This is a genomic window from Saccharopolyspora gloriosae (assembly GCF_022828475.1).
Classification (GTDB): domain Bacteria; phylum Actinomycetota; class Actinomycetes; order Mycobacteriales; family Pseudonocardiaceae; genus Saccharopolyspora_C; species Saccharopolyspora_C gloriosae_A.
In genome coordinates this window covers 4905828-4920980 of the sequence record NZ_CP059557.1, presented here as the reverse complement: position 1 = coordinate 4920980, position 15153 = coordinate 4905828, and the positions used below count along the sequence as shown (strand labels likewise).

At 69.9% G+C, this 15153-nt stretch carries 15 protein-coding genes; 14 read left to right on the top strand and 1 reads right to left on the bottom strand.

The genetic code is table 11. The features are described 5' to 3' along the window. Positions 1-122 precede the first annotated feature (122 nt). Positions 123-1028, top strand: a complete 906-nt coding sequence (gene pdxS, locus H2Q94_RS21360; RefSeq protein ID WP_258718621.1) for a pyridoxal 5'-phosphate synthase lyase subunit PdxS — start codon at positions 123-125, stop codon at positions 1026-1028. Between the two features lie 120 nt (positions 1029-1148). Here pdxS and H2Q94_RS21355 read toward each other — a convergent pair whose 3' ends face one another. Beyond that, positions 1149-1697 (bottom strand): helix-turn-helix domain-containing protein, encoded by a 549-nt coding sequence (locus tag H2Q94_RS21355; RefSeq protein ID WP_243788973.1) that lies wholly within the window; start codon positions 1695-1697, stop codon positions 1149-1151. Positions 1698-1770: 73 nt separating this feature from the next. Here H2Q94_RS21355 and H2Q94_RS21350 point away from each other — a divergent pair, with 73 nt between their 5' ends. The 13 genes from H2Q94_RS21350 to H2Q94_RS21290 all read left to right on the top strand — a co-directional run bounded on the left by H2Q94_RS21350 (position 1771) and on the right by H2Q94_RS21290 (position 15022). Next, the gene (locus H2Q94_RS21350; protein ID WP_243788972.1) at positions 1771-2475 is read left to right on the top strand and encodes an AzlC family ABC transporter permease; all 705 of its coding nucleotides are present in this window, start codon (positions 1771-1773) and stop codon (positions 2473-2475) included. After that, positions 2472-2780, top strand: a complete 309-nt coding sequence (locus H2Q94_RS21345) for an AzlD domain-containing protein (protein ID WP_258718620.1) — start codon at positions 2472-2474, stop codon at positions 2778-2780. Before H2Q94_RS21350 ends, H2Q94_RS21345 begins: the two co-directional genes overlap by 4 nt. Then, complete coding sequence (gene pdxT / locus H2Q94_RS21340) at positions 2777-3439, top strand: pyridoxal 5'-phosphate synthase glutaminase subunit PdxT (RefSeq protein ID WP_243788971.1); 663 nt, start codon at positions 2777-2779, stop codon at positions 3437-3439. The genes H2Q94_RS21345 and pdxT overlap by 4 nt, the downstream gene beginning before the upstream one ends. A gap of 44 nt (positions 3440-3483) precedes the next feature. Further along, positions 3484-4236 carry a YebC/PmpR family DNA-binding transcriptional regulator gene (locus tag H2Q94_RS21335; protein WP_243788970.1) on the top strand — a complete coding sequence of 251 codons (753 nt, stop codon included), beginning with the start codon at positions 3484-3486 and terminating at the stop codon, positions 4234-4236. 452 nt (positions 4237-4688) lie between these two features. Beyond that, positions 4689-5195: a DUF4262 domain-containing protein gene (locus H2Q94_RS21330; protein ID WP_243788969.1), complete on the top strand. Its 507-nt coding sequence runs from the start codon at positions 4689-4691 to the stop codon at positions 5193-5195. Positions 5196-5432: 237 nt separating this feature from the next. Next, entirely contained in the window at positions 5433-6020 is a 588-nt protein-coding gene (gene ruvC, locus H2Q94_RS21325; RefSeq protein ID WP_243788968.1) for a crossover junction endodeoxyribonuclease RuvC, read from the top strand. Continuing rightward, positions 6017-6619, top strand: a complete 603-nt coding sequence (gene ruvA, locus H2Q94_RS21320; RefSeq protein WP_243788967.1) for a Holliday junction branch migration protein RuvA — start codon at positions 6017-6019, stop codon at positions 6617-6619. The genes ruvC and ruvA overlap by 4 nt, the downstream gene beginning before the upstream one ends. Next, a complete protein-coding gene (gene ruvB / locus H2Q94_RS21315) occupies positions 6616-7689 on the top strand; it encodes a Holliday junction branch migration DNA helicase RuvB (protein ID WP_243788966.1) in 1074 nt (357 codons plus the stop codon). Before ruvA ends, ruvB begins: the two co-directional genes overlap by 4 nt. Positions 7690-8195: 506 nt before the next feature. Continuing rightward, positions 8196-8624 (top strand): preprotein translocase subunit YajC, encoded by a 429-nt coding sequence (yajC, locus tag H2Q94_RS21310; protein WP_243788965.1) that lies wholly within the window; start codon positions 8196-8198, stop codon positions 8622-8624. 552 nt (positions 8625-9176) lie between these two features. Then, positions 9177-10757 (top strand): protein translocase subunit SecD, encoded by a 1581-nt coding sequence (secD, locus tag H2Q94_RS21305; protein WP_243788964.1) that lies wholly within the window; start codon positions 9177-9179, stop codon positions 10755-10757. After that, on the top strand, positions 10754-11980 hold the full coding sequence (secF, locus tag H2Q94_RS21300) for a protein translocase subunit SecF (protein ID WP_397545490.1): 1227 nt from the start codon (positions 10754-10756) through the stop codon (positions 11978-11980). Before secD ends, secF begins: the two co-directional genes overlap by 4 nt. Then, positions 11980-12525 carry an adenine phosphoribosyltransferase gene (locus tag H2Q94_RS21295; RefSeq protein ID WP_243788962.1) on the top strand — a complete coding sequence of 182 codons (546 nt, stop codon included), beginning with the start codon at positions 11980-11982 and terminating at the stop codon, positions 12523-12525. The genes secF and H2Q94_RS21295 overlap by 1 nt, the downstream gene beginning before the upstream one ends. A 187-nt stretch (positions 12526-12712) precedes the next feature. Further along, the gene (locus H2Q94_RS21290; RefSeq protein ID WP_243788961.1) at positions 12713-15022 is read left to right on the top strand and encodes a RelA/SpoT family protein; all 2310 of its coding nucleotides are present in this window, start codon (positions 12713-12715) and stop codon (positions 15020-15022) included. Positions 15023-15153 lie beyond the last annotated feature (131 nt).

Genomic DNA, 15153 nt, shown 5'->3' with positions numbered 1-15153 from the left:
AGCACGAAGTGGACTACTGGGAAACCGGTGAAGTGGACCGTGGAAGTGGTCCAGTTCGCGCCTACCGTCGACGGTGCACGCGGCGCTCGACCGCCGCACCCGGACCCGAGGGAAGGCAGACGTTGACCGACACCGCAGCCACCACGCAGGCCACCGGCACCGACGGAGTGAAGCGGGGCATGGCGGAAATGCTCAAAGGCGGGGTGATCATGGACGTGGTGACCCCGGAGCAAGCGAAGATCGCCGAAGCCGCCGGGGCGGTCGCCGTGATGGCCCTCGAACGGGTGCCCGCCGACATTCGGGTGCAGGGCGGCGTCGCCCGCATGTCCGACCCGGACATGATCGACGGCATCGTCGAGGCCGTCTCCATCCCCGTGATGGCCAAGGCGCGCATCGGGCACTTCGTCGAAGCCCAGGTGCTGCAATCGCTCGGCGTCGACTACATCGATGAGTCCGAGGTGCTCACTCCCGCCGACGAGGCGCTGCACATCGACAAGTGGGCGTTCACCGCGCCGTTCGTCTGCGGCGCCACCAACCTCGGCGAAGCGCTGCGCCGCATCTCCGAAGGTGCCGCGATGATCCGCTCCAAGGGCGAGGCGGGCACCGGCAACGTCGTCGAGGCGACCCGGCACATGCGCTCCATCCGTGCCGAGATCCGGCGGCTCGGCGGGCTCGACGGTGAGGAGCTGTACGCGGCGGCCAAGGAGCTCCGCGCTCCCGTCGCGCTGGTCAAGGAGGTCGCGGCCGCGGGCAAGCTGCCGGTCGTGCTGTTCACCGCCGGTGGACTGGCCACTCCGGCGGACGCGGCGATGATGCGCCGGCTAGGTGCCGAGGGCGTGTTCGTCGGCTCCGGCATCTTCAAGTCCGGCGACCCGGCCAAGCGCGCCGAGGCGATCGTCAAGGCCACCACCTTCTACGACGATCCGGACGTCATCGCGAAGGTCTCCCGCGGCCTCGGCGACGCGATGGTGGGCCTCAACGTCGAGTCGCTGCCCGCCGACCAGCGCTACGCCCAGCGCGGCTGGTGACGCCGTCCGGGGTGAACGCCACCTTCGCCTGGCGAGGCCGGTCGAACGGGGTGTTCACCCGGGTGGCGTCCGTGGAGCCGATGCCCCCTTTGGCCGGTGAAGGGCGGTTTGGCAGTCACCTCACACGTGTTCCATGAGCAGGACTGCCGTGGTGTCGAATTCGAGGGCCTCGTAGGTGTGGGGGACGTCGCCGGAGAACGAGGCGTAGTCGCCGGGGCCGAGCTCGACGGGTGCGGTTTCGGGACCGGCGCGCAGGCGGCCCGAGGTGATCAGCAGGTGCTCCACGGTGCCCGCGAGGTGACCGTCGGCGCGGCGGGCGTTGCCGGGCTGCGCCTCGATCAGGTGCAGATCCCGGCGAGCGCCGTTCGGGCAGGACGAGAGCATCGCCGCGGCGAAGGGGGAGTGGTTCGAGCGGATCAGCATCGACTCGCCGGCCCGCACCACGCGGATCTGCGGGGCGCGTTGCTCGACGAGCCTGCTGAACGGCACGTCCAGTGCGAGGGCGAGCGCCCACAGCGTCTCCACGCTGGGGTTGCCCGCGCCCGATTCGAGCTGGGAGAGCGTGGATTTCGCGACCCCGGCGCGTTTGGCCAGCTCGGACAGGGTGAGTCCGACGCGGTCGCGTTCGCGGCGCAGCGCCGCGGAGATGATCTCCAGCGGTGAGGTCATGACTACCGTTCGTTCAATTGGGCATAGCGTTCGATTTGACGAACGCTCTGGCTGTTGTTCAGTATAACGGACCATGAGGTCGTTATGGCGAACGATGCGCTCGTTGTGGAGCGACAAGCTGATCAGGGACCTGGCGGCGCTGATACCCGCGCTCGCCGTGGTCGCAGCCTCGTTGGGAGCGATCGCGGTGACCAAAGGGGTGCCGCTCTGGCTGATCACCTTCACCGCCGCCGTCGTGTTCGCGGGCGGCTCCGAGTTCATGCTCGTCGGCCTGCTCACCGGCGGCGCGGCCCCGGCGACGGCGGTGCTGGGCGGCCTGCTGCTCAACGCTCGGCACTTCCCGTACGGGCTGGCCGTGGGCGACCTGCTCGGCTCCGGATGGCGCCGGCTGGTCGGCAGCCACCTGATGATCGACGAGGCCGTGGCGTTCGCCCTCGCGGAGACCACGCACGCTCGGCGGCGCCGCGCCTACTGGATCACCGGTGCCGCGCTGTTCATCACCTGGGTGCCGTCGGTGCTGCTCGGCGGCCTGCTCGGGCAGGCGCTCGGCGATCCAAACGCGTTCGGCCTGGACGCCGCGCTGCCCGCCGCGATCCTCGCGCTGCTGGTGCCCTCGCTGCGGGACGCGCCGACGCTGCGCGCGGTGCTGGCCGGAGCGGTGCTCGCGCTGGTGACCACGCCCGTGCTGCCCGACGGGATGCCGGTCATGGTCGCGCTGCTCGGCGTGGCCCTGGCGCTGCCGGTGCGGCGCTCGCCGGAACAGGAGGTCGCGCAGTGAACCCCGGGGCCGTGCTGCTGCTCGCCGCCGGGACCTACGCCATGCGGCTGGCCGGCCCGCTGCTGCGCAAGCGGATCACGATCTCGGAGCGTTGGGAGCGGCTGCTGGGCATCGCCGCGACCGTGCTGCTCGGCGCCTTCGTCGTCACCGGTGGCGCGGTGGAGGCCGGTGAATTCGCCGGTGTCGCCAGAGTCGGGGGCGTCCTGGTGGCAGGCGTGCTCGCGTTCCGCGGGGCGCCGTTCGTACTGGTGGTGCTGGTCGCCGCCGCCGTCACCGCGGTGCTGCGGCTGGCCGGGGTGGGATGAACGGAGCAGGAGAAGTGCACGACAATCGAAGCGTGTCCACCGCAGCACCCGTGATCGGCGTCCTCGCGTTGCAAGGGGGCGTCGCCGAACACCTCGCCGCACTCGACCGAAGCGGCGCGGTGGCCAAACCGGTGCGCAGGCCCGAGGAACTCGCGGACCTGCACGGCGTGGTGCTGCCGGGCGGGGAGTCGACGACCATGAGCCGGTTGTTGCACTCCTTCGAGCTGTTCGAGCCGCTGCGGGAACGACTCGCGTCCGGCCTGCCCGCGTACGGCTCGTGCGCGGGCATGGTGCTGCTGGCCGACGAAGTTCCCGGCGACCCGGCAGCGGGCGTGACCCCGCTCGGCGCGATGGACATGACCGTGCGGCGCAACGCCTTCGGCAGGCAGGTCGACTCGTTCGAGGCCGACCTCGACTTCACCGGCGTGGAAGGACGGGTGCACGCGGTGTTCATCCGCGCCCCCTGGGTGGAGCGGATCGGCCCCGGAGTCGAAGTGCTCGCCGAGGTCACCCCGCGCGGATCAGACGACGAGGCCGCCGCCGGTAGGATCGTCGCGGTTCAGCAGGGGCGCGTGCTCGCCACCAGCTTCCACCCGGAACTGGTCCGCGGCGACGAGCGCGTGCACCGGCATTTCGTGCACACCGTTCGCGCAGGCTGAAGGCCTCGGTCTCGCCTGGCGCGGCGTGGAAAGACGGAGGAAAGATGAGCGGCCACTCCAAGTGGGCGACCACCAAGCACAAGAAGGCCGCCGTCGACGCCAAGCGCGGCAAGCTCTTCGCGAAGCTCGTCAAGAACGTTGAGGTCGCGGCGCGCACCGGTGGGGGAGACCCGGACGGCAACCCGACGCTCTACGACGCCATGCAGAAGGCGCGCAAGAACTCGGTGCCGGTCGACAACATCGAGCGCGCCCGCAAGCGCGGCGGCGGCGAAGAGGCCGGCGGCGCCGACTGGCAGACCCTGATGTACGAGGGCTACGGCCCCAACGGCGTCGCGGTGCTCGTCGAGTGCCTGACCGACAACAAGAACCGCGCGGCGGGCGAGGTCCGCACCGCGATGACCCGCAACGGCGGCTCGATGGCCGACGCCGGTTCGGTGTCCTACATGTTCTCCCGGCGCGGCGTGCTGATCGTGCCGAAGAACGGGCTGACCGAGGACGACGTGCTCGGCGCGGTGCTGGAAGCCGGTGCCGAAGAGGTCAACGACCTCGGCGAGAGCTTCGAGGTGCTGTGCGAGCCGACCGACCTGGTCGAGGTGCGCAAGGCGGTGCAGGCGGCCGAGATCGAGTACGACTCCTCGGAGCTGAGCTTCCTGGCGTCGGTGAACGTTCCGCTCGACGTCGAGGGCGCGCGGAAGGTGTTCAAGCTGATCGACGCGCTGGAGGACTGCGACGACGTGCAGAACGTCTACGCGAACTTCGACACCTCAGACGAAGTCATGGCTGAGCTTGATACTTGATCTTGTCTCCGGTGGTCGTTTCGGTTGGGTGGCCGGGTGGCGGAACCTCAGCTGTCTTCTCGCTGCGGGATCTTTTTCCCTAGTGGCTCCGCCACGAGGGAAAAAGCTGTCCTCGCGAGAAGACAGCTGAGAACCCGCCGGTGGTCATCTTGCTTGCGTGGGCTATGTGCTTCGCACATACAGGCACGGCCTTCGGCCGCGAGGCAGGCGTGCTTCGCCGCCCAACGGCACGGCCTTCGGCCGCGAGGCAGGCGTGCTTCGCCGCCCAACGGCACGGCCTTCGGCCGCGAGGCAGGCGGGGCTTTGCCCGCCCTTTGCGGGCTTTGCCGCCGAAGGCACGGCTTTGCCGTTAGGCACGGCCTTCGGGTGGGTGGAGTTGGCTACGCCGGTGGTGCTCGGGTTGAGCGCCACTGCCACACGGGGGTTCCTCCGTTCGGATGAGAGTCGGCAGAATGTCGGCTGTGGCCGAGACGGAAGAGCAGCTGCGGCAGTGGTTGGTGGACACCGCGGAGCGGCACGGTGCCGCGGTGATGCACGTGGCGGGGGACGACACCGGTGCCGCCTACGCGTTCTCCGTCGGAGCGTGGAGACGTTTCGGCAAGCCCGAGGTCGTGGTGATCGGCCTGCCTCGGGACGTGGCGCAGGCGGTGGTGGACACCTACGTGCAGCGGGCTTCCGGCGGTGAGCGCTTCACGCCGGGGCGGCTCTACGCGGGATTCCTGGAAGGCTGCCCCGTCACGTTCGAACGGGTGGCCAAGCAGTACTACCCGGAGTTCCTGGGCAGCGCGTTCGCCGTCTACAGGGGCGCGGATTTCCCCGCGTTGCAACTGATCGTGTCCGCTCCGGACGGCACGTTCCCGTGGCAGCCGGACGCGCCGGGCGGGTTCGCCGAGTACCAGCCGGTGCTGACCGAGAGCGGCGCTCCGGAACGCTGGACGCCCGGCGTCGACGGTCCCTGAGCGCACGGAGGGGGCGGTTCGGCACGGTCCACGCGGACGGGTGATCATCGGGTGTGTCGTGCGGGGGCTCGCGGCGCCCGGCACGTTAAGGTGTCGAACGGGTGTTCCCGCTGCCTTCGGGGCTTCGGGCTCCCATCGAGCGCGGCGCCGGCGCCCGGAGTGCGACCCCGGGACGTGCATGGCGCCGGAAGCGGATCTGCCCGGGCGTGGATGATCGGAATTGCCGAGGAGGAAGTCGTGCGTGTGCTGGGAGTCGACCCAGGGCTGACCCGTTGCGGGATCGGCGTGGTCGACGGCGGGCGGAACCGGCACATCTCCTGCGTGGCGGTCGGTGTCGTGCGCACGCCTCCCGGCGACGAGCTCCCGATGCGGCTCAAGGCGGTCGCCGACGCCGTAGAGGAGTGGATGGACGCCCACCAGCCCGAGGTGGTGGCCATCGAACGCGTCTTCAGCCAGCACAACGTGCGTTCCGTGATGGGCACCGCGCAGGCGTCCGGAGTGGTGGCGCTCGCCGCCGCCCGGCGCGGGCTGCCGGTCGCGTTCCACACGCCCAGCGAGGTCAAAGCCGCCATCAGCGGATCCGGCCGGGCGGACAAGCGGCAGGTGACCCTCATGGTCACCAAGGTCCTCGGGCTCAGCGAGGCGCCGCGGCCCGCCGACGCCGCCGACGCGCTCGCGCTGGCCGTCTGCCACCTGTGGCGGGCGCCGATGACCTCCCGGCTGGCCGCGGCGGAGGCCAAAGCCGCCGAACTGGCCAAGGCGCACCGTCAACGGCTGCGGGACGCACGGCGTTCCTCGGCAGGCAGAGGAGACTCGACACGATGATCGCTTCGGTACGCGGCCCGGTGCTCTCGATCGGGCTGGACCACGCCGTGGTCGACGTCGGCGGCCTCGGCTACGCCGTGCACGCCACTCCTGCCACGCTCGCCGGGCTGCGCCGCGGTGAGGAGGCACTGCTGGCGACGACGTTGATCGTCCGGGAGGACTCGCTCACCCTCTACGGCTTCGCCGACGCGGAGGCCCGCGACCTGTTCACCCTGTTGCAGACGGCCTCCGGCGTCGGCCCCAGGCTGGCACTGGCGACGCTGGCGGTGCTCTCGCCGGATCAGCTCTGCCACGCGCTCGCCGACGGGAACCTCACGACGCTCACCCAGGTGCCGGGCATCGGGAAGAAGAGCGCCGAGCGGCTGATCCTGGAACTGCGCGACAAGGTCGGCACGGTGGCCGGGACCGGTTCCGGCGAGCTGCCCGGTGCGCCCGATCGCGGGCGGGTCCGTTCCGAGGTCGCCGAAGCGCTGGTGGGCCTCGGCTTCTCGGCGAAGCAGGCGGAGCAGAGCGTGGAAGCGGTGCTGGCCGCGGACGGCGCCCCCGCCGACACCTCGGCGGTGCTGCGCAAGGCACTGGCCGCGCTGGGGCCGCGATGAGCGACGACGAGACCTCCGAGCCTCCCGGCCCGTTGCCGGGCGAGGGGCCGTTGGACCCGGAACAGGAACCGGCCGAGCAGGACGTGGAGAGCACGCTGCGTCCGCGCAGGCTCGACGAGTTCGTCGGCCAGCCCCGGGTGCGCGAGCAGCTGCAGCTGGTGCTGCACGGCGCGCTCAACCGGCGTGAGCAGCCCGACCACGTGCTGTTCTCCGGCCCGCCCGGGCTGGGCAAGACCAGTCTCGCGATGATCATGGCGGCGGAGCTGGGCGCGGCGATCCGGGTCACCTCCGGCCCGGCGCTGGAACGCCCCGGCGATCTCGCCGCGATGCTGTCCAACCTCGCCGAAGGCGACGTGCTGTTCATCGACGAGATCCACCGCATCGCCCGGCCCGCCGAGGAGATGCTGTACCTGGCGATGGAGGACTACCGCGTCGACGTCGTCGTCGGCAAAGGTCCCGGCGCCACCAGCATTCCGCTGGAGATCGCCCCGTTCACCCTGGTCGGCGCCACCACCCGCTCCGGAACGCTCACCGGGCCGTTGCGGGACCGGTTCGGTTTCACCGCGCACATGGAGTTCTACTCGCCGGCCGAGCTGGAGCTTGTGGTCCGGCGTTCCGCGGGCATCCTCGGAGTGGACCTGCGCCCGGACGGCGCCACCGAGATCGCCCACCGCTCCCGAGGCACGCCCCGCATCGCCAACCGCTTGCTGCGCCGGGTCCGCGACTACGCGGAGGTGCGCGCCGACGGCGCGGTGACCCTGGACGTGGCGCGGGCGGCGCTGGAGGTCTACGACGTGGACGAGTTCGGCCTGGACCGGCTCGACCGCGCGGTGCTCTCCGCGCTGGTCCGCTCCTTCCACGGCGGCCCGGTGGGCGTCACCACCCTCGCGGTGGCCGTGGGGGAGGAGCCGACCACGGTCGAGGAGGTCTGCGAGCCGTACCTGGTGCGCGCGGGCATGCTCGCCAGGACCTCCCGAGGCCGCGTGGCGACCGTCGCGGCCTGGCAGCACGTCGGCCTCACCCCACCCCCGCACGCCCCCGGCGAATCCCAAGCAGCACTGTTCGAGTAGCCCCCGTGCCTTGCGGCCGAAGGCCGTGCACTTGGGCGGGCGAAGCCACGCCTGCCTTGCGGCGTAGCCGTGCTTTTGGCGGCGAAGTCCGCGAAGGGCGGCGAAGCACGCCTGCCTCGCGGCCGAAGGCCGTGCCTGTATGTGCGAAGCACATAGCCCACGCAAGCAAGATGACCACCGGCGGGTTCTCAGCTGTCTTCTCGCGAGGACAGCTTTTTCCCTCGTGGCGGAGCCACTAGGGAAAAAGATCCCGCAGCGAGAAGACAGCTGAGGTTCCGCTACCCGCCCACCCAACCAGCTCCAGCGAGGAACCACGGCCATGTGAGACCGGGCACGTGGGTAGCGATAGGCTGCGCCGCGTTGACGGCCCTGGTGGCGCCGCCGGAGATCGGGTGGCGGAGAGCCCATCGACATGGCTGGCACACTGGAAGCGCTATATCCGAACAATTCGGGCGCCCCGGCTGGTGGCCAGGGCGGTCCCCACGGCGTCCGCCGAACGGAGCATTATGTCTTTGGAATCCTTGTTCCTGCCCCTGCTGATCGTGCTGCTCGCCGTGCCGATGTTCTTGCAGGCGCGCAAGCAGAAGCGGACCATGCAGGAGCAGCAGAAGCTGCAGAACTCGCTCGAGGCGGGTGACCGGGTGATGACGACCTCCGGCCTGTTCGGCACGGTCGTGGCCAGCACGGACGACACCATCGACCTGGAGGTGGCGCCGGGCGTCACCACCACGTGGGTGCGCGCCGCGGTCCGCGAGAAGGTCGTCACCGACACCGCCGAGGACACCGCGGTCGACGCGGACACCGACACCGAGCAGGAAGCGGCTCCGGTGGCGACGGAGACCGAGGCCAAGGACGAGAAGGACACCGCCGAGGTGCCCGCCTCCCAGTCCACCGCCGAGGTCGCCGAGCCGATCGAGAAGCAGAAGACCAGCTGAGCCGGTACGGCCGGTGACCGCACCGGCCGCCCGCCGCGCTCCCGGCGGCCCGCGAGCGGCCGGGCGCGGCCGAGCCGTCGAGTCGCCGCCGTGATGGCGGCGACTCCGGCCCTCGCGGTGCGCGCATTCGCCGAATTCACGCGGTGCTATCGGACCGTGGGGAAATCGAGATCTCATCGATGCGCGCCAATTCCGCGCTACGCCGAATTTGATGTCCCGCCCTTCGGGATGTGGCGGGTTTACGAACCGCGCCAGGTCGGGTCCGGGCGGCTTCCGCGGCACGTCCGCTCTGCCCGTTGCGCGAGGTATTCGCAGATCGCGGCGTTGCGCGCCCGCCCCTCGCGACTCCTGCGGTGGCTCACCTGGCAGACTGGAAGCGGGCTTTCCTAGATCGTCCGGCGTGCTCGTGGTGTTCGGGCGCGTACTGTGATCATCGGTCGTTCCGGCTGTCGGGACGACCGAATCATCCGGGGCATCAGATCGCGGGCGCATCGCCTTGCGCGTCCGATGTCCTGACCACTTCGTAGACCGTGGACAGGAGACCGACGCACCGTGGCACCTCCGGCCGGGCAGCTTCGCCCAGGGCGTTACCTCGCGATCTTCGCGCTGATCGTCGTGGCGCTGTATGGACTGGTGTTCCTCACCGGCGATCAGAAGCCCACCCCGAAATTGGGCATCGATCTGCAGGGCGGAACCCGGGTGACGCTCACCGCGCGCACCACGAACGGGCAGCCGCCACCGCAGGAGTCGCTGAACCAGGCGCGGCAGATCATCGAGACCCGTGTCAACGGCATGGGCATCAGTGGTTCCGAGGTCAACCTGGACGGCTCCAACCTGGTGATCACCGTCCCGGGTGAGGGCGGCGACCAGGCCAAGCAGCTCGGGCAGACCGCCGAACTCGACTTCCGCAAGGTCGCGCCGAACATGGTGGCGCCCGCGCAGGCGCCCCCACCGGGAGCGCCGGGGACGACGCCGCAGGCCGCTCACGCGCAGCAGCCCTCCGATGATCCGGAGGCGCAGCAGGCCGCGATCGAAGAGGCGAAGAAGACTCGCCAGAGCACCGATCCGAACGTGCAGATGCAGGCCTTGCAGGCCTTGGACTGCAACGTGGAGGACCCGCTGCGCGGCAACGCCGACCCGACGAAGCCGCTGGTCGCCTGCGACCAGGAGAAGGCGCAGAAGTACGTGCTGGAGCCGGTGTTCATGGAGGGCACCGACATCGCCAACGCCGCGGCCCAGCCGCCGAACGACCAGAACCCCGAGTGGACGGTCAACCTGGACTTCACCGGCGAGGGCGGCAAGCGGTGGGCGGACTTCACCTCCGCCAACGTCGGGCAGCAGGCCGCGTTCGTGCTCGATGGCGAGGTCGTTTCCGCACCGCGGATCAACCAGGCGCTGCTCGGCGCCAACGCCAGCATCACCGGATCGTTCAACCAGCAGACCGCCACCGACCTGGCCGACGTGCTCAAGTACGGCTCGCTGCCACTGGCCTTCGACCAGTCCGAGGCCGAGACGGTCTCCGCGACGATGGGCGTGGCCTCGCTGGAGGCGGGCCTCATCGCAGGCGGCATCGGCCTGCTCCTGGTCGCGCTGTACTGCCTGGCCTACTACCGGGCGCTCGGCGTGCTCACGATCCTGTCGCTGCTGCTCTCCGGCGGCATCGTCTACGGCGTGCTGGTGCTGCTCGGCAGGTGGATCGGCTTCACCCTCGACCTCGCGGGCGTCGCCGGGTTCATCGTCGCCATCGGCATCACCGCCGACTCGTTCATCGTGTTCTTCGAACGACTCAAGGACGAGATCCGCGAGGGCCGCACGTTCCGCTCCGCGGTGCCACGAGCGTGGTCCCGGGCGCGGCGCACCATCCTGTCCGCGGACGCGGTGAGCTTCCTCGCCGCCGCCGTGCTCTACGTGCTCGCGGTGGGCCAGGTGAAGGGCTTCGCGTTCACCCTCGGCATGTCCACGGTGCTGGACCTCGTCGTGGTGTTCCTGGTGACGCACCCGCTGGTCGCGCTGGCATCGAAGAACAAGTTCCTGTCCAAGCCCTCGGTGTCCGGTCTGGGCGCGGTGCAGCGCCTCGGCGCTGAGCAGCGGTCCGCGCGCCGCCGGGGCGCTTCCACCGCGAAGGAGGCCTGACGGTGGCCACGCAGAGCACCGCCGGCGACGGCACCCGGCGCGAGAGCGTCTTCGAGCGCCTCTACGTCGGCAACGGCGCGTTCGACATCGTCGGCAAGCGCGCCCGCTGGTACATCTCCCTGGGTCTTCTCGTGCTGGTGTGCATCGGCGCGATGGGCCTCAAGGGCTTCAACCTGGGCATCGACTTCGAGGGCGGCACGAAGCTGCAGGTGCCCGCTGTCGGCGCGCAGGGGCCGATCAGCGAGGACCAGGTCCAGGAAGCGTTCAAGGACGCACTCGGGCACCCGGCGGAGACGGTTCAGCTGGTGGGCACCGCCGGCAACCAGACCATCCAGGTCCGCACCGAGTCGCTGACTCCCGCGCAGGTCTCCGACATCAAGGAGACCCTGTTCGACCGGTTCAAGCCGCTGGGCACCGACGGCCAGGCGAGCCCGGCCGCGGTCAGCGACAGCGCGGTCAGCGGTACCTGGGGCGGCGAGATCACCCAGCAGGCGCTGCTGGCGCTCGGCGTGTTCCTGGTACTGGTGACGGTGTTCCTCGCCTTCTACTTCGAGAAGTGGATGGCGGTGGCCGCGCTCATCGCGCTGCTGCACGACGTGGTGGTCACGGCCGGGTTGTACGCGCTGATCGGGTTCGAGGTCACGCCGAGCACGGTGATCGGGTTGCTCACGATCCTCGGGTTCTCGCTGTACGACACGGTCGTGGTGTTCGACAAGGTCAAGGAGAACACCCGCGGCCTGCTCGGTCTGACCAGGCGCACTTATCCGGAGGCGGCGAACCTCGCCGTGAACCAGACGCTGATGCGTTCCATCAACACCTCGGTGATCGCGCTGCTGCCGGTGATCGGCCTGCTGGTCGTCGGCGCGTGGCTGCTCGGTGTCGGTGTGCTGCGCGACCTGGCGCTGGTTCAGATGATCGGCATGCTCGTCGGCGTCATCTCGTCGATCTTCCTGGCCACGCCGTTGCTGGTGGACTTCAAGATGCGTGACCGCAAGTACCAGCAGCAGGCGGCGAAGGTGCACCAGCGCCGGACGAAGGCCGCGGCGAAGGAGGCGGGCGAGCCCGTTCCCGAGGAGCCGCAGCAGGACGTCCGGGATCGGGAACTGGCCAAGGCGTCGTCCTCGAGCGCTCCGGTGGGCAAGAAGTCCGGTGAGCCGGGACCGCAGTCGCGCCGTCGCCCGGCGGGCAAGTCCAGCCGTCCGACCGGGAAGAAGCGTCGCTGATGGCGGACTCCGATGTGGTGCGGGTGATTCATCCCACGTTGAACCACGCCGCGCGGTTGATCCGGGAAGTGCCGGACTTCCCGGAACCGGGCGTGCTGTTCCGCGACATCAGCCCGCTGCTCGCCGACGGCGAGGCGCTCTCGGCGGTCGTCACCGCGCTCGGTGACGGCCACGAATTCGACGTCGTCGCCGGGGTGGAGGCGCGTGGTTTCCTGGTCGGCGCGGCCGTCGCGCAGGCCTACGGCACCGGTGTCGTAGGCCTGCGTAAACCGGGCAAACTGCCGGAGGTCGCGGACCGCATCGACTACTCGCTGGAGTACGGGACGGCGAGCCTCGAGCTCGCCACCGACACCATCAGTGCTGGTCAGCGCGTTCTGCTCGTCGACGATGTGCTGGCCACCGGCGGCACCTTGAACGCCGCGTGCGAACTGCTCGGACGGGCGGGCGCGAAGGTGTCGGCCGCGGCGGTGGTGCTGGAGCTGACGGCGCTCGGCGGCCGGGACCGGATCGCGGGCGCGGACGTGCACGCGCTGCTGGCGGTATGACGATCTTCAGTGAAGCTGATAGGTCCCGGTGAAGTTCTGACGGCGCCTCAAAGCTGAGAGTGACCGTTCAACGTTTCGGGGGACGGCCGGGGAAGGGCGGTAGCCCGAACGGCGTTATTCTCGATGCCCGGGTCGTGACCGCATCAGGATCCGGGTGCAACGTCCCCTCCATGCCCGGGAGCGAGCGGTGAGCCAAGACGTCGAGTCTCCTGTCTCAGCAACCGAGCAGGTGCGTCCCGCTTCGGCTACCAGGCGGGTACGTGCCCGCTTGGCCAGACGGATCACGGCGCAGCGCGCCGCGGAGGTCAAGCAAGTGCTGGAGCCGCTGGCAGCGGTGCACCGCGAACTGCACCCGCAGGCCGATCTGGCACTGCTGCAGCACGCCTACGACGTCGCCGAGGACAAGCACAGCCATCAACGGCGCAAATCGGGTGACCCGTACATCACCCATCCGCTGGCGGTCGCCACCATCCTCGGCGAACTGGGCATGGACACCACGACGCTGGTGGCGGCGCTGCTGCACGACACGGTCGAGGACACCGACTACTCGGTGGAGCGGCTCAGCGCGGACTTCGGCGACGAGATCTCGCACCTGGTGGACGGCGTCACCAAGCTGGACAAGGTGAAGCTGGGCGCGGCCGCCGAGGCCGAGACCATCCGCAAGATGATCATCGCGATGGCCCGCGACCCGCGCGTCCTGGTGATCAAGCTGGCGGACCGGCTGCACAACATGCGCACCATGCGCTTCCTGCCGCCGGAGAAGCAGGCCCGCAAGGCTCGCGAAACCCTGGAAGTGCTGGCGCCGCTGGCCCACCGGCTGGGCATGGCCACCATCAAATGGGAGCTGGAGGACTTGGCGTTCGCCATCCTGCAGCCCAAGAAGTACGACGAGATCGTGCGCCTGGTCGCCAACCGCGCCCCGTCCAGGGATACCTACCTGCGCACCGTCACCGACGAGCTGTCCGGCCAGCTCGGAGCCGCGCGGCTCGCCGCGAAGGTCGAGGGCCGCCCCAAGCACTACTACTCGATCCACCAGAAGATGATCGTCCGCGGCCGCGACTTCGACGACATCCACGACCTGGTGGGCGTGCGGATCCTCGTCGACGAGGTGCGGGACTGCTACGCCGCGATGGGCGTGGTGCACGCGCTGTGGCAGCCGATGCCGGGCCGGTTCAAGGACTACATCGCCCAGCCTCGCTTCGGCGTCTACCAGTCGCTGCACACCACGGTGATCGGCCCCGAGGGCAAGCCGCTGGAAGTGCAGATCCGCACCAGCGAAATGCACCGCACCGCCGAGTACGGCATCGCCGCGCATTGGCGCTACAAGGAGACCAAGGGGCGCAACGGCAGCGGCGGCCAAGCGGGCGTCGAGGTCGACGACATGGCCTGGATGCGGCAGTTGCTGGACTGGCAGCGGGAAGCCGCCGACCCGGGCGAGTTCCTGGAGTCGCTGCGCTACGACCTCGCCACCCGCGAAATCTTCGTGTTCACCCCGAAGGGCGACGTGATCACGTTGCCGTCCGGGTCGACGCCGGTGGACTTCGCCTACGCGGTGCACACCGAGGTCGGGCACCGCTGCATCGGCTCCCGCGTCAACGGACGCCTGGTGGCGCTGGAGCGGAAGCTGGAGAACGGCGAGGTCGTGGAGATCTTCACCTCCAAGGCCGAGGGCTCCGGGCCGAGCCGGGACTGGCTGTCGTTCGTGGCCTCCCCGCGGGCCAAGGCGAAGATCAAGCAATGGTTCGCGAAGGAACGCCGCGAAGAGGCCATCGAGAGCGGCAAGGAGGCCATCACCAAGGAGATCCGCAGGCTCGGGCTCCCGGTGCAGCGCCTGGTCACCTCCGACTCCATCGCCGCCGTGGCCCGCGAACTGCACTACGTGGACGTCACCGCGCTGTACGCGGCGGTGGGGGAGCGGCAGGTCTCCGCGCACCACCTGGTGCAGCGGCTCGTCGCGCTGGTCGGCGGCGTGGAGCAGGCCGAGGACGAGATCGCGGAGCGCTCCACCCCGTCGACCGTGCAGCAGCGGCGCCGCAGCACCGGCGACTCCGGCGTGGTCGTCAAGGACGCCGGTGACGTGTGGTCGAAGCTCGCCCGCTGTTGTACTCCGGTGCCGGGCGACGCGATCCTCGGTTTCGTCACTCGCGGCGGTGGCGTCAGCGTGCACCGCACGGACTGCACCAACGCCGACGACCTGCGCAAGGCCCCGGAGCGGCTGGTCGAGGTGTACTGGGCGCCCTCCGCGTCCTCGGTGTTCCTGGTCGCCATCCAGGTGGAGGCGCTGGACCGGCACCGGCTGTTGTCCGACGTCACGAAGGTGCTCGCGGACGAGCGGGTGAACATCCTGTCGGCCTCGGTGACCACGTCGAAGGACCGGGTGGCGGTGAGCCGGTTCTCCTTCGAGATGGGCGACCCGAAGCACCTCGGCCACGTCCTCAAGGCCGTCCGCAACATCGAAGGCGTCTACGACGTCTACCGAGTCACTTCTGCTGCTTGATCTTGTCTCCGGTGGTTGGGCGGTCGGGTGCGGAACCTCAGCTGTCTTCTCGCTGCGGGTTCTTTTTCCCGAGTGGCTCCGCCACGAGGGAAAAAGCTGTCAGCGAGAAGACAGCTGAGAACCCGCTGCGG